Below are 22,580 nucleotides of genomic sequence, written 5' to 3'. Positions count from 1 at the left end.
CAACATGGCACAAATAGCTAAAACAAAATTCACCATTATTGGGGTGATTATTGCTGCCATCATCATTGGGCTGGTGGTATGGAACCAGCAAAAGAAATCCGGTTCGGATGAACTGGTGATTGGGATCAGCCCGTCCTTCGCTAAACCTTTACAGGTGGCAGCAGAAGAAGCCAAACAGCAAGGTCTAAATGTCAAACTGGTCGAGTTCTCGGACTGGAATACACCGAATATCACCCTGAATCATGGTGACATTGATGCTAACTTCTTCCAGCATCAGCTGTTTTTAGATAATGCTAAAAAAGAAACTGATTTTAAAATCAAAGCTTTTGCCAAAGGTGCAGCGACGCATGTTGGCCTATATTCCAAGAAAATTAACAGCCTGGATGAGCTAAAAGACGGCGCGAAAGTTGTAGTACCAAATGATCCAGTCAATCAAGGTCGTGCGCTACTGTTATTGCAACAAGCCAAACTGGTAACTTTAAAAGATCCAAACAACCACCTTTCTAGCCTAAAAGATATTGCAGTGAATCCGAAAAATCTGCAATTCGTTGAGGTTGAAGGTCCGCAAACTGCACGTGCCATTGATGATGTTGATCTGGCTTTCGGTTACCCGCACTATCTACGTCTGGCTAAAACAGCTGATCCAGAACAAGCGTTGTTATTTGACTCTAACAAAGACAACCGTTACGCGATCCTATTTGCGGTACGTGAGGACTATCAGGACAAAAATGACAAGCTGAAAAAATTTGTTGAAATCTATCAGAACTCCCCTCGCGTGAAGGAAGCACTAGATGCTGACTTTGGTGCGAAGCTCTGGTTCCCGGGCTGGAAATAAGGTGCGATGATGACACAAGTAAATTCGTCAAATTCGAATGCAAAGAAGTGGATCATTGGCGGTGTCATCCTTGCACTTATTCTTGGGCTGGCGGCTTACCGTTGGACCAAGGGTCAGCAGCAGGAGGATGTACTGACCATTGGCATTAGCCCACCTTATGCAGACTTATTGCAAAGTGTGGCTGATGAACTGAAACCGCAAGGTATTAATGTGAAACTGGTTGAATTTTCCGACTGGCATGCACCCAATGTCGCGGTACAGAATGGCGACATCGATGCTAACTTTTTCCAGCAAAGTGTCTACTTAAGAAATGCCATTCGCGAAACCAACTTTGACTTGCATAGTTTCGCGTCCGGTACGGGTAGCCATGTCGGCTTATATTCAAGGAAATATAAATCTCTAGATGAGTTACCACAAAATGCCCGTGTAGTGATTCCGAATGATCCGGTGAATCTGGCACGTGCCTTGATCCTTCTTAACCGTGCAAAACTGATTGAACTGAAAGATATCAATAATGAATTATCAACCGTTAAGGACATCAAGAATAATCCTAAACAGTTGCAGTTTATTGAAGTTGAGGGCCCACAAACGGCGCATGCCCTGAATGAAGCAGACCTGATCTTTGGTTATCCGCATTATCTAAAACTTGCTAAAGCAGCAGATCCACATGATGCTCTGTTCCTGGATCCAATCGACAAGAAATACGCCATTCTGTTTGTGACACGCAAAGACTACGAAGATAAAAATCAGAAACTGGCGACTTTTGTAAAAGCCTTCCAGAGCTCTGCAAAAGTCAAAGCAATTCTGGATCAGGATTTTGGTACTGGCATGTGGTTTGAAGGCTGGAAATAAGGAGAATACTATGGTGAGTTTTGGTTCTCAGGTGGCGTTTTCCGTCCCGCATATCAAAATCCGCAACCTGAACAAATACTATGAGGTACAAGGCAAATCGGTACATGCCTTAAAGAACATCAATCTGGATATTCCTGAAGGTAAAATCTTCGGGATTATCGGGAAAAGTGGTGCGGGGAAATCCTCGCTGCTACGTACCCTAAATGGTCTGGAACAGATCAGCGAAGGTCATATCCATATCCATCAGCAGGATTTGGCTGGCTTAACCCATGCTGAACTGATCCAGCTTCGTCAGCGTATTGGCATGATTTTTCAACACTTCAACCTGATGTCTGCCAAAACCGTCTGGGAAAATGTAGCTCTGCCTTTAAAAGTTGCAAATTATAAAAAATCAGACATTGATGCGCGTGTAAACGAAGTGCTGCAACTGGTCGGCTTAAGCGATAAGGCTCAGAACTACCCTTCTCAGCTATCCGGTGGCCAAAAACAGCGTGTCGGTATTGCCCGCGCGCTGGTGCATCACCCGGAAATTCTACTCTGTGATGAAGCCACTTCTGCACTGGATCCGGAAAGTACCTCAGTGGTGCTGTCTTTACTGAAAGAAATCAACCAGAAACTCGGCATCACTATTGTACTAATCACCCATGAAATGCAGGTCATTCGTGAAATCTGCGATCAAGTCGTCGTGATTGAAAAAGGTGAAATTGTTGAAGCGGGTGAAGTCTGGTCAGTGTTTTCCAATCCACAGCAGCAGATTACCCAGGAACTGCTGAATCTGGAACAGCTGGAACTGCCATTTTCGATCAGTCCTGAAGTGACAACAGATACCACGCATAGCATTATCAAACTGCGCTATGCCTCTAGTGTTCAGTATTCCCCAGATTTGAAAGTGATTTTCGAACAGTTCGAGCATCCGGTGCATCTCTATCAAAGTCATATCGACAGCATCCAGAATCATCTGGTCGGTAGCCTGATTGTCGCAGTTGCCGATCTAAATCTGGATACTGACTTACTTCAGCAAAAACTAAAACAACACATTGCACAGATTGAGGTGATTGGCTATGCACGACCAACTCATTGATTTATTACTAACAGGAACCACCGATACCCTCATCATGGTTGGTGTATCCGCAATCGTTGCCTTTCTGATTGGTTTACCGATGGCAGTAGTACTGGTCAGTACATCTGAACACGGGATCTATCCATCCAAACCCATTAATCAGGCTCTGGGCTGGATTGTAAATATTACCCGTTCGGTGCCTTTCCTGATTTTAATGGTCGCTTTAATTCCCCTTACCCGCTGGATTGTAGGCACCAGCTATGGCGTCTGGGCAGCAGTCGTACCTTTAACGTTGGCCGCGACTCCTTTCTTTGCGCGTATTGCTGAAGTGAGTTTACGTGAAGTAGATCAGGGACTGATTGAAGCGGCTCAAGCGATTGGCTGTAACCGTAAGCAAATTATCTGGCATGTGCTATTACCTGAAGCTTTACCAGGGATTGTGGCCGGTTTTACCGTCACTTTGGTGACCATGATTAACTCATCAGCAATTGCCGGTGCTATTGGTGCCGGTGGTCTGGGCGACATTGCCTACCGTTATGGCTATCAGCGTTTTGACATGCAGATCATGCTGGCAGTGATTGTGGTACTGGTGATTCTGGTCATGCTGGTTCAGGCCACTGGTGATACCCTGTCGAATCAGCTCGACAAACGTAAAATTTAAAAACATCTATTTCATAAGTTTTCAACAAAGCACCTAGCCATGACCTGACTTTGTCATGGCTTTCATGTAAAATCACTGGCAATTTTTATATAACGCTTTGTGAGTTATTTCATGGGTTTTAATTGTGGTATTGTAGGCCTGCCTAACGTTGGTAAATCTACGCTTTTCAATGCATTAACTAAAGCTGCAATTGCTGCGGAAAACTTCCCATTCTGTACGATTGAACCAAACACCGGTATCGTGCCTGTGCCTGATCCACGCCTGGACAAACTTGCTGAAATCGTAAAACCACAACGCGTGGTACCAACTACCATGGAATTCGTGGACATCGCGGGTCTGGTTGCTGGTGCATCTAAAGGCGAAGGTCTGGGTAACCAGTTCCTGGCGAATATCCGTGAAACTGATGCAATTGCTCATGTTGTTCGTTGTTTCGAAGATGAAAACGTGATTCACGTCAACGGTAAAATTGATCCGCTTGATGACATCGCAACGATTAACACTGAACTTGCTCTAGCTGACCTTGAAACTGTGACTAAAGCAGTGACTCGTCTGGCGAAGTCTGCAAAAGGTGGCGATAAAGAAGCTGTAGCCACTAAAGCCGTTCTAGAAAAAATCTTACCTCTGCTTGATGAAGGCAAACCTGCCCGTGCAGCAAATCTGGATGATGACGAACGTAAACTGGTTCGTGGCTTTGGTCTATTAACACTTAAACCAACGATGTACATCGCTAACGTGGCAGAAGACGGTTTTGAAAACAACCCGCACCTCGATGCGGTACGTGAACTGGCAGCTGCTGAAAATGCAATCGTGGTTCCACTTTGCAACCAGATCGAAGCTGAAATTTCATTGCTTGAAGATGAAGACCGTGCTGAGTTCCTGGAAGCAATGGGTATGGAAGAGCCAGGTCTGAACGTGGTGATCCGCGCAGGTTATTCACTGCTTGGCCTGCAAACTTACTTCACTGCCGGTGTACAGGAAGTTCGCGCCTGGACGGTTAAAGTCGGCGCTACTGCGCCTCAGGCAGCGGGTGTCATTCACACTGACTTCGAAAAAGGCTTCATCCGTGCAGAATGTATTGCTTATGATGATTTTGTACAGTATAACGGCGAAGCTGGCGCTAAAGAAGCAGGTAAATGGCGTCTAGAGGGTAAAACTTATATCGTTCAGGACGGTGACGTTCTGCACTTCCGTTTCAACGTATAAGTTGAAGCCAAAGAAAAGCCCCAAATCTGGGGCTTTTTTGTTACTAAATTTGGCTTCTTGCTATTCTCATACGCATCTTTACATCCTATTTATAAAAATCTCTTCCCATAACATTAATGATAATAATTCTCATTGTATTTAATACAACTCAAGCGTATTTTAAAATTTAGTCGAGAATTCCACTCACTCAATCACGCTTAAGGACAATTAAAAATGAGCTATACCCTTCCCGAACTTCCTTATGCTTATGATGCATTGGAACCGCATATTGATGCTAAAACCATGGAAATCCACCATGCCAAGCACCATCAAACTTATATCAACAACATCAATGCAGGTATTGAAGGCACAGAATGGGAAGATCTTTCTGTAGAAGAACTGGTGAGCAAAGCCAATCAGGTCCCTGAAGATCTGAAAAATAATGTGATTAATAATGGCGGCGGTCATGCCAACCATTCCCTGTTCTGGACAGTAATGAGTCCAAGTGGAGGTGGCAATCCTGAAGGTGAAATTGCACAGGCGATCGACAAGGAGCTTGGCGGCTTTGAAGCCTTTAAAGAAGCTTTTACCAAAGCAGCCCTGACCCGTTTTGGTAGCGGATGGGCCTGGCTCAGCGTAGCACCTGATCAAACCATTATTGTAGAAAACAGTGCCAATCAGGACTCACCCCTCATGCATGGCAATACCCCGATTCTAGGTCTGGATGTCTGGGAACATGCGTACTATTTGAAATACCAGAACCGTCGTCCTGAATATATTGCCGCTTTCTTTAATGTTGTGAACTGGAAGGAAGTGAATCGCCGTTATCTGGAAGCACTTTCAACATAAATGAACACAGTAGGACGTAATCTCATGTCTTGGCACTCTTTACGTTTGCTCTGCGGCCTCAGTATACTTTTGGGCGGAGCAGTGTTGTATCTAGAACGTCTGTTCATGTTGCTTTAAGACATGATCGTCTATTGTATGGGAAGCCTTATTCTGAGGCTTCTTTTAATTTTTGCTGTTTAATTTTTTCTATAGGGAGATGGATTTAAAATTTAAGAACGCAATTCACAGACATTGACGCTATCGAAGCCATTGGTACATGGTGCCACTTCACACGCATAAGAAGCTTGTACTCCACTTACTAAAACAGCACTCATACTTATCGCTAAAAACAATTTATCAAACATTTAAAATGACTCCAAAAATTAACTTTTATCTCTAAATCGCTTGATTATGAGTTAATTATAGGACTTTTTTAATGATTCAGGGCAATCTTTTTGATTTTAATTATTGTTTATTTATATAAATAGAATCGTTTTTTATAACAAAAAAGCGGAACCGAAGTCCCGCCTGAAGATTATAAAACCCGATTAAGACTGTTCAGCTACTGCATTACCTTTCTGCTTTGGATCAGTATTTCCCAGTTCAGGATGAGCAATAGCTCCCTGACATTGCTGTTTATCACGCTCATAGTCGGCCTGTTTCTGTGCCACGCTACTGCTATTTTCAACGGTGCTACGTGCCCAGATTTCCAGACTGGTTAACGCCTTGCGACATAAGGCATATTTTCCTTCCGTCACTGAGTCAGTCATTTTCACATTAATGCGCCAGTCAGTACTCAATTTACGGGCCGGTTGACGTACCTGAGCATCTATCTGTTCCATTTCCTTGTTATAAACCAGCGGATCGACTTCATTCATGAATTGCCATGCAGCATTGGCATAAGTGGTCGCATCATTAGAGAGTTTAGGTGCCGCTTTAATTTCGGCTTTTGGCGCTTGACTGTCATTTCCACAAGCTTGAAGAAATAAGGTGCTGCCGATTAAAACACCGACCAGCATTGCACGTGTCTTGAACATCAACATATCAGAATCGCCAGTTAAACATTTCGGCACTATGCTAGTAAATTCGCGTACAATACACAATCTTGATTTAATCCCTGTTTTAACTCTCTCCCTCAAGGTGTTTTGTGTCTGACCACAATCCAGTAGCGATGCAACCTGCCGGTTTCTGGCAAGGTGCCAAAGATAGCCAGGCCATTATATTTACTTACCTTCCGGTCTCCTTTGCCTTTGGCGTTTCTGCCACCCAGTTCGGCTTTACTGCCTGGGAAGCCTTATTTCTGTCCTGCTCCATGTATGCCGGTGCCAGCCAGTTTTTAGTCGTAGCGTTACTTGGTAGCGGTACTTCGATCTGGATGACTGCATTGACCGTGATTGCCTTGGACATTCGTCATCTTTTATACGGCCCAGCTTTACAAAACCTGATTCAAGATCGTTTAAACCTGAAGAAAACCGCAGTCTGGGCTTGGGGTCTTACTGATGAAGTCTTTGCTTCAGGTATGATCAAGCTGTCACAACGGCGTCAGGAATGGTCAGAGTCGTGGATGCTCGGTCTGAGTCTATTTAGCTGGTTATCTTGGGCGACAGGCTCATTTTTAGGCGGCTTATTTGCTGATCAGGTCAGTCATCTGCCACAATTCTTGCAGGCGGCTTTAGATTTCCTGCTACCTGCCCTGTTCTTGAGTTTCCTGCTCGCTGCATTTGAAAAGAAACATACCTTTGTGGTGACCATCACGATTATTGTCTCAGCGGTAGCCTGTTATTTTATCGATTTGTCCGCTGCGATCTTTATCGGCATCAGTTCCGGTATTTTGGCCGGCCTGTTCAAGCACTATGTGCTGAAAAAACCAGATCCTGAATATGCAGGAGATCAATCATGAATCTTGAAATTATCTTGGTCGGAATTATTGTCGGGATTGCCAATTTTGCCTCACGTTTTGGCCCTTTCTATGTAATTCAAAAATTTCAGCAGGGTTCGCAAAAACGTGGTGCGCTATGGTTGAAAATTGCCTTGGGTTCGATTGGAATTGCTGCCATCAGTTCCATGCTGGTTGTGGCGACCTTACCGCCCTTATTGGAAACGCCAGATAAAAGCTTTGCCATGCTGATCGGTTTTATTGTACTCGCTGGACTGTATTTCAAGTTCAAGAAAATTGTCATGGCGACCTTAACTGCTGCTTTAACCTATGGTCTGATTTATACCTATATCCCCATGCCTTTTTAAGCCTTTTAGTAAATTAGAAATCTCATTCAAGACTTATGCTAAATTAAATGCATAAGTCTTTTTGATATAAGAAGAAAAATAAGGAAAATATTGGCATGTTCGAGCCAAAGCAAATGATTGAAGGGAAAATTTTTATTCATCATCGACGTGATGAAATGTTAGCTATTTTTAATCAATACGAATTACCCGGCTGTTATTTTGAATGTTTTATCAATGCACAGAATTTTACTGGTCATTTTGTAGAAGTGGTTGCTGAACCCTCAGATCATGTCCGTGTCATTTATATTCAGAAGCATGGCAAAAATAAAATCGTTGTCCTATATAACCAGACTCAACAGGTAATCCATCTGCATCCCAAACAAATCATTTTTAGCCGTTGGAGCCTGCTACATAAAGGCATTCCAAATCTCATTTATGTATTTTGCTTTAGTATAATTTTACTGTTTCTATTTTTTGCACTTGTCGCAGTGTCAAATCATCAATTCCACTTTTTCACTGTATTCTTAGATGCACTGCAATTTTCAGGATTTGGTTTATTGCTATGGATATTTGGTTTTATCTGTCCTTTTGTGATTCCCTTTTATGCCTTTAAGAGAATACAAAGTCTGAAACTTCTCCATCAACTTCAGCTCAATGACAAGCAAATTCTGCATATGGAAAAACCCAATCCGCAAAACCGGATTTATCATTTAAACCCTATGAAAAATACAATAAAGCGAACTGCCTGATTTCAGATGCAATTCTCTATAAACTTTTATAAATAAAACTGCTGGCCAATATCACAATTTTGTATGAAACTCGGCTTATCTCGGCATTGAGTTCTGTTATGCTAAAAGTCCATAAAATCAAGCATGGATAATACACATGAACGTGACTATTGGTACTCCTCTTCAATCTTCAGCTTTTAAAGTTCTATTGCTAGGTTCAGGAGAACTAGGTAAGGAAGTGGTGATTTCCTTGCAACGTTTAGGTGTAGAAGTTCATGCTGCAGATCGTTATGCAGATGCTCCTGCCATGCAGGTGGCACATTTTTCTTATGCCTTAAATATGGCAGATGCAGCGGAACTCAAACAGCTTATTCAAAAAATTCAGCCGCATCTCATTGTTCCTGAAATTGAAGCGATTGCGACCGAAGTGCTGGTTGAAATTGAAGAACAGAATATTGCAACCGTAATTCCTTCAGCTAAAGCAGTGAACCTGACCATGAACCGTGAAGGCATTCGTCGTCTGGCAGCTGAAGAACTAGGCTTACCGACCTCTGCTTATCGCTTCGCCGATTCTCTGGAATCTTTCCGCGCAGCCTGTGATGACATTGGCTATCCAAACTTTGTGAAACCGGTGATGTCTTCTTCAGGTAAAGGCCAATCTCGCGTGAAAAGTTTTGAAGAAGTCGATGCTGCCTGGGAATATGCGCAAACAGGTGGTCGAGTTAATCAGGGCAAAGTGATTGTCGAATCACAGATTGATTTCGATTTTGAAATTACCCTGCTTACTGTGCGGGCTAAGAATCCTCAAACTGGCGAAATCGAAACTTCTTACTGTGATCCGATTGGACATCGTCAGGACTCAGGCGACTATGTAGAAAGCTGGCAGCCTCAGCCAATGAGTCCCGCTGCTCTGGAAGAATCAAAACGTATCGCCAATAAAGTCACCACGGCATTGGGCGGTTGCGGCATTTTTGGTGTAGAACTCTTTGTCAAAGGCGACAAAGTATGGTTTAGTGAGGTTTCACCTCGCCCGCATGACACTGGTCTGGTCACTTTGGCTTCCCAGTTCCAGAGTGAATTTGAACTGCATGCCCGTGCTATTTTAGGCTTACCAGTCAATACAGCTCGCCATAGTGTGGCTGCCAGTGCCGTGATTTACGCAGGTGTCGATGATCGCAATCTTTCATTTTCTGGCCTGAATCTTGCTTTAGCCCATGCCGATACCGATTTACGCCTGTTTGGTAAACCTGAAGGTTTTAAACGCCGCCGTATGGGTGTCGCGACTGCGCGTGCAGAAAGCATTGAACAGGCTCGCGAGCTGGCTCAACAGGTTGCTGACCAAGTTAATGTTCATCAAAATTAAGTAAATACAACGGACCACTGTTCATGATCAATACCTCCCCGCTGCTGAATTACATTAAAAGTCACAATGACATCAAAGCGATCAATCAATGGCGTAGCGATGTAGAAAATCAGCTTCAGGAATGTTTTGAAAATGGACAGTCCATCCGTGACATCATTCAGGCTCGTTCTAACCTGATTGATGAAGCCCTGCAATTTCTGTGGAATCATGCTGAACTTGATCAGACCGATTTGGCGCTTTTCGCAGTCGGCGGTTATGGCCGCCGCGAAATGCTGCCATATTCAGATGTCGATATCATGATCCTCTCAGAAGATGATTTCACTTCAGAGCAGGAAAAGCTGATCTCCAGCTTTATTTCTTCGCTTTGGGATGTGGGCAATTTCAAACCGGGCATCAGTGTTCGTACCATCAATGAATGTGTCAATCAGGCCAGCAGCGACCTTACTGTAGCGACGTCCTTGATCGAGGCACGTCTGATTATTGGCAATGAAAATTTAACCAAGTGGCCACGCCGGATCGTGTCACAAACCTGGACTGATAAAACCTTTTTTGATGCGAAAATGGACGAGCAGCACAAACGCTATGCTCAGCACAATAATACTGAAAGCAATCTGGAACCGGATATTAAAAATGCACCGGGCGGTATCCGTGATATTAACCAGATTGGCTGGATTGCCAAACGTCATTTCCGTGTCAACCGTATTTATGACCTGGTGCATCTGGGCTTTATTTCCGAGTTTGAACTTGCTGTACTCGAAGAAGCTGAAAGCTTCCTCTGGGAAATTCGTCATCATTTACACCGCCTGACCAAGCGCGATGAAAACCGCCTGCTGTTCGATTATCAACGGGATATTGCGGCGATGTTTGGCTATACCCGTGAAGAAGGTCAGCCACCGAACTATCCAATCGAACAGTTCATGAAGCGCTATTATCGTAGCGCGCAGCAGGTTTCGACTCTGAATGAAATGCTACTGGCTTATTTTAATGAGTCCGTGATTACCCCACGTTTACCCCAATATGAACGCCAGATTGAAGAAATTAATGAAAACTTCAAGCTAGTCGATGGCAAGTTAGCAGTTCAACATCACAAGATTTTCTCGGAAAAGCCAAGTGCCATTCTGGAAATTTTCTATTTGCTGGCCAATCGCCCTGAAATTGAAGGGATTCGTGCACGCACTTTACGTCTGCTCACGCTAGCGGCTAAACGTATTGATCAGGATTTCCGTGATAATGCGGTACACCAAGCCCTGTTTATGGCCATCATTCGTTCACCGCATCGCCTGTATGAAACCTTGGTAGCGATGAAACGTTATGGTGTCCTGGGCAAATATATTCCGGCTTTCGGACAGATTACCGGTCTGATGCAATATGACTTATTCCACATCTATACCGTGGATGCACATACCCTGCTCTTGATCCGCAATCTGAATCGCTTCAAGGAACCCGAATTTGCCAAAGAATTCCCTGTGGTCAGCTCTGTGTTCCAGCGATTAGCACGTCGTGACATCGTTTATCTGGCGGCTATTTTCCATGATATTGCCAAAGGTCGTGGCGGTGATCATAGTGAGCTTGGTGCAGCCGATGCGATTCAGTTCTGCCGTACTCATGGCTTTACCGAACGTGAATGCAATCTGGTTGCCTGGCTGATTGAAAACCATTTATCCATGTCAGTGACTTCACAGAAAAAAGACATTTCCGATCCGGATGTGGTCAAAGAATTTGCTGAAAAAATGGGAGATATGGAGCATCTGGATTATCTGTACACATTGACAGTAGCAGATATTAATGCGACCAATCCAAAACTCTGGAATACCTGGCGTTCATCTTTGATGCGTCAACTCTATACGCATGCGCGTGATGTCATCCGTTCTGGCTTAGGCCGTCCGGTTGATTACCAGATGCTGATTGAAGATACCAAATTCGAAGCCAGTGAACGTCTGGTAGAACATTTCTCGCTTTACGATGTCGAAAAAGTCTGGCAGGAACTGGGCGATGATTACTTCCTGAAAGAATCTGCCGATGAAATCGCCTGGCATACCCGTGCCATTCTGGAACATGGGGATAATCCTGCACCATTGGTATTAATGCGTGCGCATCGTAAATATGCGCAGGATGCCGTGCAGATCTTCATCTATACTCAAGATAAGCCAAATCTGTTCGCCACCACGGTTGCTGTTCTGGATCGCATGAATCTGGACGTTCAGGATGCCCGGATTATTACCGCAACCAAAGCTTTCAGTTTGGATACCTATGTCGTCCTTGACCGTTTTGGCACGTTATTGACCGATCCGGAACGTGAGGCAACTGTCATTGAAGCCTTACAGGATGCCTTAAGTCATTCTGATGAATATCCAGGTCTGATGCAGCGCCGGATTCCGCGTCAGTTACGTCATTTTGATATTGAAAATACCGTCGATATCACCCTTAATGAAGCTTTAAACCAGAATATGGTTGAAATTGCGACACTTGACCATCCTGGTTTACTTGCGAAAATTGGCGGTTTATTTATGATGCAGGGTCTGGATATTCACTCTGCCAAAATTGCTACGCTTGGCGAACGTGCTGAAGATATTTTCTTTGTCACCAAAAAAGATGGCAGCCCAATGACCCAAATAGAGTCTGACAATTTTGCAGCAGCCTTAAAAGCTGCTCTAGATGAGGCCTCACATCAGGTCAATGCTCAACACTAACACACTGCTCGGTAACACATTCATGAACTCTAGCTTGTCTTTATTGCACCCATATCCGTTCGAAAAGTTGAATAAACTTTTCGCGGATATCCAGCCTGCAAATATGCCTTTGATTCCCCTTTCGATTGGTGAACCAAAGCATCCAGCACCCGAGTTCGTGAAACAGGCGATTATTGATAATTTTCAGCATCTATCGACTTATCCGAACAGCAAAGGCTTGCCTGAATTACGTGAAAGCATTGCCAACTGGCTGACTCGCCGTTTTAAACTCAATAGCATCAGTGCAGACAGCAATGTATTACCGGTTTCCGGTACCCGTGAAGCGATCTTTTCTTTTGTCCAAGCTTTGATCAATCGTGAAGATGCGCCTTATGTGGTGATGCCAAACCCTTTTTACCAGATTTATGAAGGTGCTACCCTGCTTGCAGGTGCAAAACCTTATTTCATTAACTGTACTGAAGAAAATGATTACTTAGGTGATTTTGATTCAGTTCCGGCTGAAGTCTGGGAAAAAACTGCCCTGTTATTTGTGTGTACACCGGGCAACCCAACAGGTGCTGTTCTTTCTAAAGAACAGTTTAAAAAGCTGATTGCACTGTCAGACAAATATGATTTTGTCATTGCTTCTGATGAATGTTATTCAGAACTCTGGTTTGATGAAGCCCCTACCGGATTACTGGAAGTGTGTGCCGAAATTGGCCGAGATGACTATAAAAACTGTGTCGTTTTCCATTCTCTCTCTAAACGTTCTAATCTGCCAGGCATGCGTTCAGGCTTTGTTGCAGGTGATGCAGCTTTACTCAAACCTTATCTGCAATACCGTACTTATCACGGTGCAGCGATGCCGGTGCAACACCAGTTAGCATCAATTGCTGCCTGGAATGATGAAGCCCATGTAGAAGAAAACCGGGTACAGTATCGCGCCAAGTTCGATCTGTTCCAGAAAGAATTGGGGCACTTGCTTCCGCTGAAAAAACCGGATGCGGGTTTCTACTATTGGCTCAAAGTGGACAATGATGAAGCTTTTGCCAAAATGTTGATGGAAAAAGCGCATATCAAAGTATTGCCAGGCCGTTATCTGTCTCGTGAAACTACGCAAGGTAACCCGGGTGAAAATCATGTGCGTCTGGCATTGGTGGCTGATCTGGCACAATGTGAGCAGGTAATTCAGCGTTTAAAAGCAATTCTTTAATCTTTTAAGAGCTAAACACAAATAAAAAAAACCCACTTTCCAGAAGTGGGTTTTTTTATGGATATTGACTACAAATTATTTTTTATTTAACTTATTTTCTATTCATTAGAAATTAGACATTTCAAATAAACTTATAAAACCTTTTCAATTTCTGTTTCGAGATCTTCAGGTTTGGTGGTAGGTGCAAAACGGTTTAATACCTTGCCATCACGACCAATCAGAAATTTGGTGAAATTCCACTTAATGCCATTTCCTAGAATTCCTTTAGAATTATTGGTCAAGTAACGGAAGATTGCATGCGCTTCCGGACCTTTTACATCTACCTTGGAAAACATTGGGAAAGAAACCCCATAATTTTTCTGACAAAATTCACCGATCTGTTCATTTGAACCTGGATCCTGTCCACCAAACTGGTTGCATGGAAAACCTAAAACTTCCAGTCCCTGCTCTTTATATTTCTGGTAAAGCTTTTCCAGACCTGCAAATTGTGGAGTGAAACCACATTTGCTCGCGGTATTTACGATTAAAAGTACTTTCCCTTCATAATCTGCAAGCCGTTTGTTTTTTCCATCTAACAACTCAGCTTCAAACTGATAAATGCTGGTCATGGATAAGTTTCCTCGTCAGTTTTTTCTTGTGTTTGTAATTCTAAAGAGGCCGAGTTTACACAATAACGTAAGCCAGTCGGTTCCGGACCATCCGGGAAAACGTGTCCCAAATGTGCATCACAATGATGACAAACAATTTCTGTTCTCACCATACCATGTGAAGTATCAGGTAATTCCTCTACAACTGAGCTGCTCACAGGACGATAGAAGCTTGGCCAGCCGCAACCGCTGTCATATTTGGTGGTTGAAGAAAACAGTGGTGTACCACAGCAACGGCAGACATAAGTCCCTTCCTGTTTTGTATTCCAGTACTTGCCTGTGAATGCCGGTTCAGTTCCTTTTTCACGCGTAATGCGAAACTCTTCTGGTGATAACTCTCTTTGCCATTCCCGGTCTGTTTTATTGAGTTTTCCCATCACTAACTCCTTTAAATCTTTGACATTCAATGTCATGCTTCAGTACTTCCATATTTACGCTAGAGATGAAAAAATTTCTAGCGAAATTTCAGCATAGATTGTGATATTTGCGTAATCTATAGGTTTAACTTAAAAATTAATTGGATGGAATTATGTCCGGTATTGGTAACACCCCCCCTCGCGAGATCAAGAAATCGTCTAAGCTTGAGCATGTTTGCTACGACATTCGCGGACCAGTGTTACGAGCGGCCAACGAGATGGAAGAAGCCGGACATAAAATTATCAAACTGAATATCGGAAATCCCGCCCCATTCGGCTTTGAAGCCCCGCAAGAAATCATTAATGATGTTGCACTGAACCTGCCAAATGCGATTGGTTATACGGATTCCAAAGGGATTTTCCCGGCACGTAAAGCGATCTGTCAGTATTACCAGCAAAAAGGCATTCTGGATATGCACGTGAATGACGTGTATGTCGGCAATGGCGTATCTGAGCTGATCGTGATGGCGATGCAAGGCCTGCTGGATGACGGCGATGAAATGCTGATTCCAATGCCGGATTATCCATTATGGACTGCGGCAGTGAACCTGTCTGGCGGTACAGCGATTCACTATAAATGTGATGAAGAAGATCACTGGTATCCAGATATTGCGGATATGGAAAGCAAAATCACGCCAAATACCCGCGGGATCGTGATTATCAACCCGAATAATCCAACTGGGTCGGTTTATCCGCGTCATGTATTACAGCAAATCGTTGATTTGGCGAAGAAATATGACTTAATCCTGTTTGCAGACGAAATCTATGACAAGATCGTTTACGATGGCATTGAACATGTGTCAGTAGCTTCACTCGCAGGCAAGCAATTATGTGTATCGTTCAACGGTTTATCTAAGGCCTATCGTATTGCTGGCTATCGCTCAGGCTGGATGGCGATTACTGGTGATAAATCACGTGCAATGGACTACATTGAAGGCTTGGATATGCTGGCTTCAATGCGTCTTTGCGCGAATCACCAAGCACAATATGCAATTCAGACTGCACTCGGTGGCTATCAGTCTATTAATGACCTGATCCGCCCAGGTGGCCGTCTATATGAACAGCGCAATATTGCCTGGGAAATGCTGAACGAGATTCCAGGGGTATCTTGTGTAAAACCTGAAGGTGCGATGTACTGTTTCCCTCGTCTTGATCCTGAAATCTATCCGGTTGAGGATGACGAGAAACTGATGCTTGATCTGTTACGTGCCGAAAAAGTTCTATTGGTTCAAGGTACTGGCTTCAACTGGCCAACACCGGATCACTTCCGTGTGGTATTCCTGCCAGCAGAAAATGAACTGCGTGAAGCGATTACCCGTTTAGGCCGTTTCTTGGCAAAAATGCGTTAATTTATAAAATTAATTCCAAAAAACCGCATTCATGAATGCGGTTTTTTATTGTCTAAAAAGTTCCGCGATAAGCTTTACAGATATTTACAATAGAAGCATGCTGTTAATCTAGAGTTTCTTTTTTTAATAAAATCTATTCAGCCTTTTCTCCTTTAGCTTGATGATTCATGCTATTTTTTGAACAAATATAAAAATCCAAGAGTGCATGGATGTTCTCAAATACGGTCAAGCTTAGCCTTTTTCTCTGCCTGAGCATGTGCTTAGGCATCGGCATTCTGCGTTTTTCCTATACCGCATTGTTACCTGGTACACGTGAAGCCTTTGCCTGGAGCACGAGCTTTGCCAGTCTTTTGGGTAGTGCCAATCTGCTGGGTTATTTAATCGGTGCTTTTGCAGCGATGCGCTTGCCCCAAGACCGAAGCATGAGTACTTATATCCAGCTTGCTGCAATAGCTGGAATGGTTAGCCTATTCTGTTGCGCTTTTTCAGGGTTTTCTGAAATCTGGTATATCAGCTGGCGCGTGATTTCCGGTATTAGTGGTGGCCTGCTCATGATTTTGTCACCAAGTGTCGTGGCTCAGTGCTGTGATTTAAAAGACCGTTTTAAAATCAATTTTATTGGTTTTAGCGGGATTGGATTAGGGGTTTTATTAGCTACCCTGTTTTTGCCTTATCTTGACCAGATTTCCATACGTACGGCCTGGCTGATCTTATGTGGGTTTGCCCTGATGATTTGTATCTGCTTAAGCCTACTGATACCACAATTTAAACCCTATCTAGCTAAACAATCTGTTTCTCATCATGCTCAAGCACCTTTAAATACAGTCTTTTATAGTTTACTGGCGGTTTATGCCTGTAGTGCATTTGCCTATATTCCGCATTCCCTGTTCTGGATTGACTATCTCAGCCATGAACTAGGATTAAGCTTGTTCTGGATTAACTTTAACTGGATTCTATATGGATTGGGCAGTGCCTTAGGTGCTTTTTCTGCTTATGTCCTGGCAAGAAAATTTGGCAATTTTACTGCCCTGAAGATTCTTTATAGTGTATATATTCTGGCGATTTTCATTGCGACTCTAAATGCTAATCCGTTTCTCACTTTCAGTTCTTCTTTTTTTACCGGAATGTTGAATCCCGCTGTGGTTTTCCTCACTTCTTATACCATTTTGCAGCTGTATGGACTGGCCTATAAAAAGCTTTGGAGCATTGCGACTCTATGTTTTGCTGCTGTTCAGCTGATTGGAGGATTGAGTTTTAGCTCCCTGCAATATCTAGGATTGAACTACCATCAACAGTTTATGCTGGCAGCTTTAGTTTTATTAGCCGGAACTTTGCAACTGTTCTGGAATACACGTTCTTCCAAATATAAGACGAATGAGCAACCGATTTCTGTTCAAGAAGAAAAGAATTAAATAAAGATTAAAATCGGTCAATGCCCCAAATCCCAGGGAATAAAACCACATCATTAAACGTGGTTTTATTCCATTTAATCTTTCTTCAAATCTTTAAGCGGGTTACCAAACTGTTTTAGATATTCAACACCCAATTGCCGTGAACCCTGATCATTAAGATGATTATCATCCTTAAAACGATACAAAGGCACATCATTCAGCATCGTTTTACATGCCTGCTGATCACAGATGACTTTGGTTGGATCAACGATTTTCAATTGCGGATATTTCAGTTTTGCTTCTGCCAAAATCTGATTGAATTGCTTTAAATGTGCTTCATAACTTTTTCGAGAAACTGTACATGAAGCGTCTCGATGAAGAATCTCTTTACGAATATTACAATCAGATGGAATCCCTTCCCAGTCTAGATGTGGTACATCATTAATTAGCACCACCTGATCACTAGATTGATGGGCAATTTCTAAGGCTTTTATCAAACCTGCTTTAAATATCTCTTCCTCAGTATGATGGACACTATCTTTAAGTTTTACATCATCGTCAAAATACTGCGCATAAGATCCCGCCAGAATAATCATTGGATAATGGGTTTCTTTAAGATGTGCAGTAATAGCATCATTACGTTTTTGGAATTTGGTCAGTTCTTTCCATTGATTCAGCTTTAACTCAAATCGCTGCACACCTGGCAGATAAAAAGTTGAACTTTGCGTTGCATCATAACCGCGTAAATTGGCATCCTTTGCCCATTCGTCCAGCATTGCTGTATAGGCATTGGCATGCGAATCGCCAATCAACAGGAAATCAATATCTTCTTTAGATTGTCCTAAGACACAATCTTGAGCATTGGGTAAAACATTTGGATCCGCGGTATCCATGCAGTTACTACGAATCACATGTGCATACGTGTGTAATGCTTCCTGTTTGTCATGCACCGATTTTGGAAAACGCTCCGGGAAACCTTCATGTGTTTTGATGGTTTGGGCGATCGCAATAAAACTGACTGCAGGTAACAGAAATCCAAGAATAATCACTTTATAATTTGCAGCCATCACAAAGCGTTTCAGGGGTGTTTCAGCCAGTTTATAAGTCAGAAATGCACATATAAGTGATAGGAAAACAATAATAATCTGATTTTCCAGATTCAAGGGCAGCATATAAATGCCAAAGAACACGATTATCGGCCAGTGCCATAGATACAGAGGATATGAAATTTTACCAATCCATGTACTAAGACGATTACTCAATAATAAATTACTTGAAGATATGGATTGCCCCAAATAAATAATCAGTGCCGTTGCAATACATGGGATCAATGCCATCAGTCCTGGGAATGGGGTTTGCTGATCAAAATAAATTGCAGTTGCAAATAGAACACTTACCCCAGCCCAGACCAATCCCTGTAATAGTTTTTTTGGCAGATTCAGTTTTGGCAAGCAGCTAATCAATGCACCAATCAACAACTCAAATGCTCGTACCGGCATACTATAATAAGCTTTGGCCGGATTATGAGTCAGTTGCTGCTGGGCATATAGAACCAAAGCGACAATGAATACACTAATGACAAGCCAAAGATATTTACGCGAGGTTTTACTCAAAAATAGCCATAGCAAGAGCGGCCAGAAAATATAAAACTGCTCTTCTACGCCCAATGACCATAAATGTAATAACGGCACATTTTCTACATTCGGGCTGAAATAATCTCCTACCTCATTCCGCATATACAGATTGGCAATAAGTACAGTCGCATACATGACACTTTTGAAATATTCTGTCAGTTCACCCGGCAACATCACCTGCCAAGCAATCAGACTGACAATTGCCAGTACAGTAAAATATGCAGGTGCCAGACGGATCACCCGTTTCTTATAAAACCGTGCAATTGAAAATTGCTGCAACTCAATATCGCGCGTCAGAATGGTCGTGATGAGATAGCCGGAAATGACAAAGAAAATATCAACACCAATATAGCCGCCAGAAAATAATGACCAGCCCAGGTGATTGAAAATAACCAATGATACTGCAATAGCTCTCAGGCCATCGATATCTGGTCGATAAGCAAAACTCATAAAAACAGGAAAAGCGGGAGATACGCTATTTTATGCTTTTCATTCTTTAGATGGCGATCTTTTACATTTTTTTTACATTCACCTGCACTTATTCCAATTCTTCTACCTTTAAATAAGGATAAGGATTGGTTGCACCTTCCCCACTGAGATAAATCCCATAATGCAAATGTGGTGGTGTATTTTTCGCATTACCGGTATTACCGACATAGGCAATGATTTCACCTGCTTCTACCCAGTCTCCTTCCTGAATATGTTCAGCATAATCCTCCAGATGTGCATAATAATGTTGGCTTAAATTCGGACCAGTAATCCAGATAACTTTACCTCCTAAATTATTGGTTCCAATCTTGCGGACGATCCCTTGGGTCGCACTGACTACCGGTGTACCTCGTTGAGCAAAAATATCGGTTCCTTCGTGTTTACGTCCCTCACTGCGCGCTCCACCCCAAGTATCCTGAATCTGGCGAGGTTTTACTCCTTGTACAGGAATTTCTACCGGTCTAATCAGCTCAGATTTTTTTAATTGCCAGTACAGATACGGGCTTTTCCAGCCCGCTGGCTCACCTGATGGCGGTGGCTGACAGGCAGTAAGTAATATACTTAAGGAAAATATTAAAAGCAGGATTTTGGGAATTTTCACAATAGCTCGCATTGCCGTTTAATGAGTGGTTCGTTTTATCTTAAGGAATACAGAAAAATTTAAAGTCAAAATCCTGTTATTTTTAGTGATGTTTTTTCCAGATTATTTGTCGGAAACAGTCTTAAAAATAACAAAACCCTCAGCTGAGGGTTTTGTTGAATCAAGTCTAAATTTTATTTACGCTTTTTCGCACGAGATGGTTTAGAGGATTGCTGCTGTTGCTGTTGTTGCTCTTCATTTTGAGCACTGTCCTTTTTATCCTTTTGCTGAACCTGCTTGTGTTTTGCTCTTGATTTAGCCATAGAATAAACTCCTTTGGAGAACTGTCTCTATCACTGGAAGTTGCATTAATCACTCTAACCTTTATATAAAATAAGCCAATCGCTGAGCTGTATCCAAATACGTCAATGTAAAAGCATCTTTAGTTAAGTCATTCAATTCTGATTAGATCTTTATTCGAGGTATTTACGTCGCTTACATAGCGTTGCATGTTGATACCTGTTTTAACTCTGAATATAAATATGGTTTTCTGAATAAAACCCTTCAAAAATCTAACAATAGATGTGGATCCAACGTGATGATCCAAATTTAGCATTGATGTATCAACGTTCACAAAGTTTCCAGTTCAGAATCGAACTAACGCAGTAATAGTATATTTAGTACGAGAGGCTATAAAATGTATGCCACAGTTTTCGCAGTCAAGGAATAACTGGATGATAAGGTAGATTGAATATTAGATCTGTATTCAGAGTCATCTTGTCACAATTTTGAAGTTTAACAATTTATTAATTTTGATTGTGCTACTACTTGCATAGAATCTGCTAAGGTTCAAATATTCTTAGCTCTATAATATTTTTTATTGTTCCTATTTGAACTATTTTTTAATCCATATTATTTTATTCAATAAATGGTAATATTTTCTTTAAAGGAATTAAATTCTAAGGTTATAAAATTTATATCTTCCAAGTTATAAATTTAAGAACATTTAATGTTTTCAATTTCTAAAACATTTCTTTAATTAATTCTACAAAATAATTCATAAGATAATTGTTCTTACATAAGGTGAAAGGGTTTTCACGCTAAGCCCGAATATCTTACATAAGCAGACACCGCTCATACATGCCCAGAGAGTTTTATCCCCTACACTGAAATCAAGTTTTAGAAAATTAGAGGATTTCATATGAAACAGTTTTCGAAAATTCTAATACTCATTATGATAGGCCTTTATGGTACTTCTACTATTGCAGCAGATGCTATTCCTTTGGAAGCTAAAGCCGCCGCAGAAGCACAAAAAGCTGCACTAGAATATTCTGAAAATCAGAAGAGTGACTCAGACTAAAAACAAAATAAAGCCCACGAAGGGCTTTATTTACATACGGGAATCATTAGAAAAAAGTTATTTTAATAACTCAATGATTGTCCTACTCCATAAACCATCAAGGTAATAAGGAATACGACCAATGCGGAGACAGCTAATTCTGCTTTAGTCATGTGTTTTACCCTCATGGAGAGTTGTATATTATTTATACACTACATAAGCATAAAACCAAATAACAAAATATTACATAATCTTGAATATTTAAACTAAAGTAAAACACAATATAAGAGAGTAAAACTATAAATTAAACCTTAATTATCAATCAATATATTTTTAATTATCAATTACTTAAAAAATTTTATTTAAAAAATTAATAGATTATTTCTTTGAAATCATAAAATAATCTTTGTTTATAAAAAATTTTTCTATGTAATATATTGCCATTCCAAAATTTAAGCTTCTGAACTTAATGTCTTTTTAAGTCATTTCATAGGTTTTAATTTACTATTTCATAATTTATTTTCCTTATTTGATATCAAATTGAAACTAAACATCAGATCTATATTTTTAAATAATCAACGACTGCTAATTTATTTTCAATAAAATTCTCTTTTTCCGTAAAGATATTTTTTATTATTTTTAAAACCTCAATATATAAATTTAAAGATCCTAAATAGAAGGATCTTTAAATTTTAAATTACTACATAGATTTGAGTACTTCTAACTCAAAATCAAGCTCCATCATCTTTTCCAGATTTGGTACAATCGCATTCACCCAAATGCCACTATTCCAGACTTTCAGAATTCCATTTTCTTCCTTATAGAATGCACCGTCCTGAGCTGATATATGATGAATAACCTGGGTTCCTTCTGGTATATTTCTCATACAAACCTCCACACATTTGGTTTATTTTTTAATTTAGCAGAAGATTTGAATTTTTCGTTTACATTGCTTTATAGAGTTGTATTAATTGACTATTTAATAGATTAATCATGGGCGAATTCAAACATGAGGTGCGACAGTTTCAAAAGCCTTATGATAATCAACAAGCTGAGCAAATTTCTCTAATGGTGTAAGCCAATCTAACGCTTTTCTAGGACGAGTATTCAGTGACATGGCG

At 41.5% G+C, this 22,580-nt stretch carries 22 protein-coding genes and 1 pseudogene; 15 read left to right on the top strand and 8 right to left on the bottom strand.

Annotated features, from left to right (window positions below; genetic code table 11):
* Nucleotides 1-4 precede the first annotated feature (4 nt).
* The 6 genes from FTV12_RS11785 to FTV12_RS11760 all read left to right on the top strand — a co-directional run bounded on the left by FTV12_RS11785 (nt 5) and on the right by FTV12_RS11760 (nt 5,439).
* A complete protein-coding gene (locus FTV12_RS11785) occupies nt 5-835 on the top strand; it encodes a MetQ/NlpA family ABC transporter substrate-binding protein (RefSeq protein ID WP_180034103.1) in 831 nt (276 codons plus the stop codon).
* A 9-nt stretch (nt 836-844) separates the two neighbouring features.
* Nucleotides 845-1,687 (top strand): MetQ/NlpA family ABC transporter substrate-binding protein, encoded by an 843-nt coding sequence (locus FTV12_RS11780; RefSeq protein ID WP_180034102.1) that lies wholly within the window; start codon nt 845-847, stop codon nt 1,685-1,687.
* 10 nt (nt 1,688-1,697) lie between these two features.
* On the top strand, nt 1,698-2,768 hold the full coding sequence (locus FTV12_RS11775; RefSeq protein ID WP_180034101.1) for a methionine ABC transporter ATP-binding protein: 1,071 nt from the start codon (nt 1,698-1,700) through the stop codon (nt 2,766-2,768).
* Nucleotides 2,749-3,408 carry a methionine ABC transporter permease gene (locus FTV12_RS11770; protein WP_159123258.1) on the top strand — a complete coding sequence of 220 codons (660 nt, stop codon included), beginning with the start codon at nt 2,749-2,751 and terminating at the stop codon, nt 3,406-3,408. Before FTV12_RS11775 ends, FTV12_RS11770 begins: the two co-directional genes overlap by 20 nt.
* A 111-nt stretch (nt 3,409-3,519) precedes the next feature.
* A complete protein-coding gene (ychF, locus tag FTV12_RS11765) occupies nt 3,520-4,611 on the top strand; it encodes a redox-regulated ATPase YchF (protein WP_179993080.1) in 1,092 nt (363 codons plus the stop codon).
* 213 nt (nt 4,612-4,824) lie between these two features.
* A complete protein-coding gene (locus tag FTV12_RS11760; RefSeq protein ID WP_166136124.1) occupies nt 4,825-5,439 on the top strand; it encodes a superoxide dismutase in 615 nt (204 codons plus the stop codon).
* A 527-nt stretch (nt 5,440-5,966) separates the two neighbouring features.
* Here the strand turns inward: FTV12_RS11760 and FTV12_RS11755 are convergent.
* Nucleotides 5,967-6,461 (bottom strand): hypothetical protein, encoded by a 495-nt coding sequence (locus FTV12_RS11755; protein WP_159123256.1) that lies wholly within the window; start codon nt 6,459-6,461, stop codon nt 5,967-5,969.
* Nucleotides 6,462-6,589: 128 nt separating this feature from the next.
* On the opposite strand from FTV12_RS11755, the gene FTV12_RS11750 reads away from it, so the two are divergent.
* The 6 genes from FTV12_RS11750 to dapC all read left to right on the top strand — a co-directional run bounded on the left by FTV12_RS11750 (nt 6,590) and on the right by dapC (nt 13,614).
* A complete protein-coding gene (locus FTV12_RS11750; protein WP_179993099.1) occupies nt 6,590-7,318 on the top strand; it encodes an AzlC family ABC transporter permease in 729 nt (242 codons plus the stop codon).
* Nucleotides 7,315-7,662 (top strand): L-valine transporter subunit YgaH, encoded by a 348-nt coding sequence (gene ygaH, locus FTV12_RS11745; RefSeq protein WP_163169516.1) that lies wholly within the window; start codon nt 7,315-7,317, stop codon nt 7,660-7,662. The genes FTV12_RS11750 and ygaH overlap by 4 nt, the downstream gene beginning before the upstream one ends.
* A gap of 95 nt (nt 7,663-7,757) precedes the next feature.
* On the top strand, nt 7,758-8,390 hold the full coding sequence (locus tag FTV12_RS11740) for a hypothetical protein (protein WP_257220888.1): 633 nt from the start codon (nt 7,758-7,760) through the stop codon (nt 8,388-8,390).
* Nucleotides 8,391-8,517: 127 nt separating this feature from the next.
* The gene (gene purT, locus FTV12_RS11735; RefSeq protein WP_171521865.1) at nt 8,518-9,732 is read left to right on the top strand and encodes a formate-dependent phosphoribosylglycinamide formyltransferase; all 1,215 of its coding nucleotides are present in this window, start codon (nt 8,518-8,520) and stop codon (nt 9,730-9,732) included.
* Between the two features lie 23 nt (nt 9,733-9,755).
* The gene (glnD, locus tag FTV12_RS11730) at nt 9,756-12,422 is read left to right on the top strand and encodes a [protein-PII] uridylyltransferase (RefSeq protein WP_180034099.1); all 2,667 of its coding nucleotides are present in this window, start codon (nt 9,756-9,758) and stop codon (nt 12,420-12,422) included.
* A 22-nt stretch (nt 12,423-12,444) separates the two neighbouring features.
* Nucleotides 12,445-13,614 carry a succinyldiaminopimelate transaminase gene (gene dapC / locus FTV12_RS11725; RefSeq protein ID WP_180034098.1) on the top strand — a complete coding sequence of 390 codons (1,170 nt, stop codon included), beginning with the start codon at nt 12,445-12,447 and terminating at the stop codon, nt 13,612-13,614.
* A gap of 131 nt (nt 13,615-13,745) precedes the next feature.
* Here dapC and FTV12_RS11720 read toward each other — a convergent pair whose 3' ends face one another.
* A complete protein-coding gene (locus FTV12_RS11720; protein WP_004784130.1) occupies nt 13,746-14,222 on the bottom strand; it encodes a glutathione peroxidase in 477 nt (158 codons plus the stop codon).
* A complete protein-coding gene (gene msrB / locus FTV12_RS11715) occupies nt 14,219-14,638 on the bottom strand; it encodes a peptide-methionine (R)-S-oxide reductase MsrB (protein ID WP_004784131.1) in 420 nt (139 codons plus the stop codon). Before msrB ends, FTV12_RS11720 begins: the two co-directional genes overlap by 4 nt.
* Before the next feature lie 152 nt (nt 14,639-14,790).
* Here msrB and FTV12_RS11710 point away from each other — a divergent pair, with 152 nt between their 5' ends.
* On the top strand, nt 14,791-16,026 hold the full coding sequence (locus tag FTV12_RS11710) for a pyridoxal phosphate-dependent aminotransferase (protein ID WP_004784132.1): 1,236 nt from the start codon (nt 14,791-14,793) through the stop codon (nt 16,024-16,026).
* A 209-nt stretch (nt 16,027-16,235) separates the two neighbouring features.
* Complete coding sequence (locus FTV12_RS11705; RefSeq protein WP_180034097.1) at nt 16,236-17,438, top strand: YbfB/YjiJ family MFS transporter; 1,203 nt, start codon at nt 16,236-16,238, stop codon at nt 17,436-17,438.
* A gap of 74 nt (nt 17,439-17,512) precedes the next feature.
* Here FTV12_RS11705 and FTV12_RS11700 read toward each other — a convergent pair whose 3' ends face one another.
* The 3 genes from FTV12_RS11700 to FTV12_RS16560 all read right to left on the bottom strand — a co-directional run bounded on the left by FTV12_RS11700 (nt 17,513) and on the right by FTV12_RS16560 (nt 20,443).
* Nucleotides 17,513-19,501, bottom strand: coding sequence for an acyltransferase family protein (locus FTV12_RS11700; protein ID WP_180034096.1), 1,989 nt, complete (start codon nt 19,499-19,501; stop codon nt 17,513-17,515).
* An 88-nt stretch (nt 19,502-19,589) separates the two neighbouring features.
* Complete coding sequence (locus tag FTV12_RS11695) at nt 19,590-20,153, bottom strand: M23 family metallopeptidase (protein ID WP_179993073.1); 564 nt, start codon at nt 20,151-20,153, stop codon at nt 19,590-19,592.
* Between the two features lie 161 nt (nt 20,154-20,314).
* Nucleotides 20,315-20,443, bottom strand: a complete 129-nt coding sequence (locus tag FTV12_RS16560; protein WP_257220887.1) for a hypothetical protein — start codon at nt 20,441-20,443, stop codon at nt 20,315-20,317.
* Between the two features lie 878 nt (nt 20,444-21,321).
* On the opposite strand from FTV12_RS16560, the gene FTV12_RS11690 reads away from it, so the two are divergent.
* Nucleotides 21,322-21,480, top strand: a complete 159-nt coding sequence (locus tag FTV12_RS11690; RefSeq protein ID WP_166136100.1) for a hypothetical protein — start codon at nt 21,322-21,324, stop codon at nt 21,478-21,480.
* Nucleotides 21,481-22,159: 679 nt separating this feature from the next.
* Here FTV12_RS11690 and FTV12_RS11685 read toward each other — a convergent pair.
* Nucleotides 22,160-22,345, bottom strand: coding sequence for a hypothetical protein (locus FTV12_RS11685; protein WP_166136097.1), 186 nt, complete (start codon nt 22,343-22,345; stop codon nt 22,160-22,162).
* Nucleotides 22,346-22,462: 117 nt separating this feature from the next.
* Nucleotides 22,463-22,580, bottom strand: a pseudogene (locus FTV12_RS11680) (IS30 family transposase); the annotation flags it as partial.

The sequence above is a fragment of the Acinetobacter sp. YH12233 genome, from assembly GCF_013417725.1.
Classification (GTDB): domain Bacteria; phylum Pseudomonadota; class Gammaproteobacteria; order Pseudomonadales; family Moraxellaceae; genus Acinetobacter.
Note: the sequence above shows the minus strand (reverse complement) of the source record. Positions and strands in the feature narration are given on the sequence as shown.

Bases quoted from the DNA above. Each gene is read 5' to 3' on its own strand.
- FTV12_RS11785 (WP_180034103.1), top strand. From the start codon at position 5: ATGGCACAAATAGCTAAAACAAAATTCACCATTATTGGGGTGATTATT.
- FTV12_RS11780 (WP_180034102.1), top strand. From the start codon at position 845: ATGACACAAGTAAATTCGTCAAATTCGAATGCAAAGAAGTGGATCATT.
- FTV12_RS11775 (WP_180034101.1), top strand. From the start codon at position 1,698: ATGGTGAGTTTTGGTTCTCAGGTGGCGTTTTCCGTCCCGCATATCAAA.
- FTV12_RS11770 (WP_159123258.1), top strand. From the start codon at position 2,749: ATGCACGACCAACTCATTGATTTATTACTAACAGGAACCACCGATACC.
- ychF (WP_179993080.1), top strand. From the start codon at position 3,520: ATGGGTTTTAATTGTGGTATTGTAGGCCTGCCTAACGTTGGTAAATCT.
- FTV12_RS11760 (WP_166136124.1), top strand. From the start codon at position 4,825: ATGAGCTATACCCTTCCCGAACTTCCTTATGCTTATGATGCATTGGAA.
- FTV12_RS11755 (WP_159123256.1), bottom strand. From the start codon at position 6,461: ATGTTGATGTTCAAGACACGTGCAATGCTGGTCGGTGTTTTAATCGGC.
- FTV12_RS11750 (WP_179993099.1), top strand. From the start codon at position 6,590: ATGCAACCTGCCGGTTTCTGGCAAGGTGCCAAAGATAGCCAGGCCATT.
- ygaH (WP_163169516.1), top strand. From the start codon at position 7,315: ATGAATCTTGAAATTATCTTGGTCGGAATTATTGTCGGGATTGCCAAT.
- FTV12_RS11740 (WP_257220888.1), top strand. From the start codon at position 7,758: ATGTTCGAGCCAAAGCAAATGATTGAAGGGAAAATTTTTATTCATCAT.
- glnD (WP_180034099.1), top strand. From the start codon at position 9,756: ATGATCAATACCTCCCCGCTGCTGAATTACATTAAAAGTCACAATGAC.
- dapC (WP_180034098.1), top strand. From the start codon at position 12,445: ATGAACTCTAGCTTGTCTTTATTGCACCCATATCCGTTCGAAAAGTTG.
- FTV12_RS11720 (WP_004784130.1), bottom strand. From the start codon at position 14,222: ATGACCAGCATTTATCAGTTTGAAGCTGAGTTGTTAGATGGAAAAAAC.
- msrB (WP_004784131.1), bottom strand. From the start codon at position 14,638: ATGGGAAAACTCAATAAAACAGACCGGGAATGGCAAAGAGAGTTATCA.
- FTV12_RS11710 (WP_004784132.1), top strand. From the start codon at position 14,791: ATGTCCGGTATTGGTAACACCCCCCCTCGCGAGATCAAGAAATCGTCT.
- FTV12_RS11705 (WP_180034097.1), top strand. From the start codon at position 16,236: ATGTTCTCAAATACGGTCAAGCTTAGCCTTTTTCTCTGCCTGAGCATG.
- FTV12_RS11700 (WP_180034096.1), bottom strand. From the start codon at position 19,501: ATGAGTTTTGCTTATCGACCAGATATCGATGGCCTGAGAGCTATTGCA.
- FTV12_RS11695 (WP_179993073.1), bottom strand. From the start codon at position 20,153: ATGCGAGCTATTGTGAAAATTCCCAAAATCCTGCTTTTAATATTTTCC.
- FTV12_RS16560 (WP_257220887.1), bottom strand. From the start codon at position 20,443: ATGGCTAAATCAAGAGCAAAACACAAGCAGGTTCAGCAAAAGGATAAA.
- FTV12_RS11690 (WP_166136100.1), top strand. From the start codon at position 21,322: ATGAAACAGTTTTCGAAAATTCTAATACTCATTATGATAGGCCTTTAT.
- FTV12_RS11685 (WP_166136097.1), bottom strand. From the start codon at position 22,345: ATGAGAAATATACCAGAAGGAACCCAGGTTATTCATCATATATCAGCT.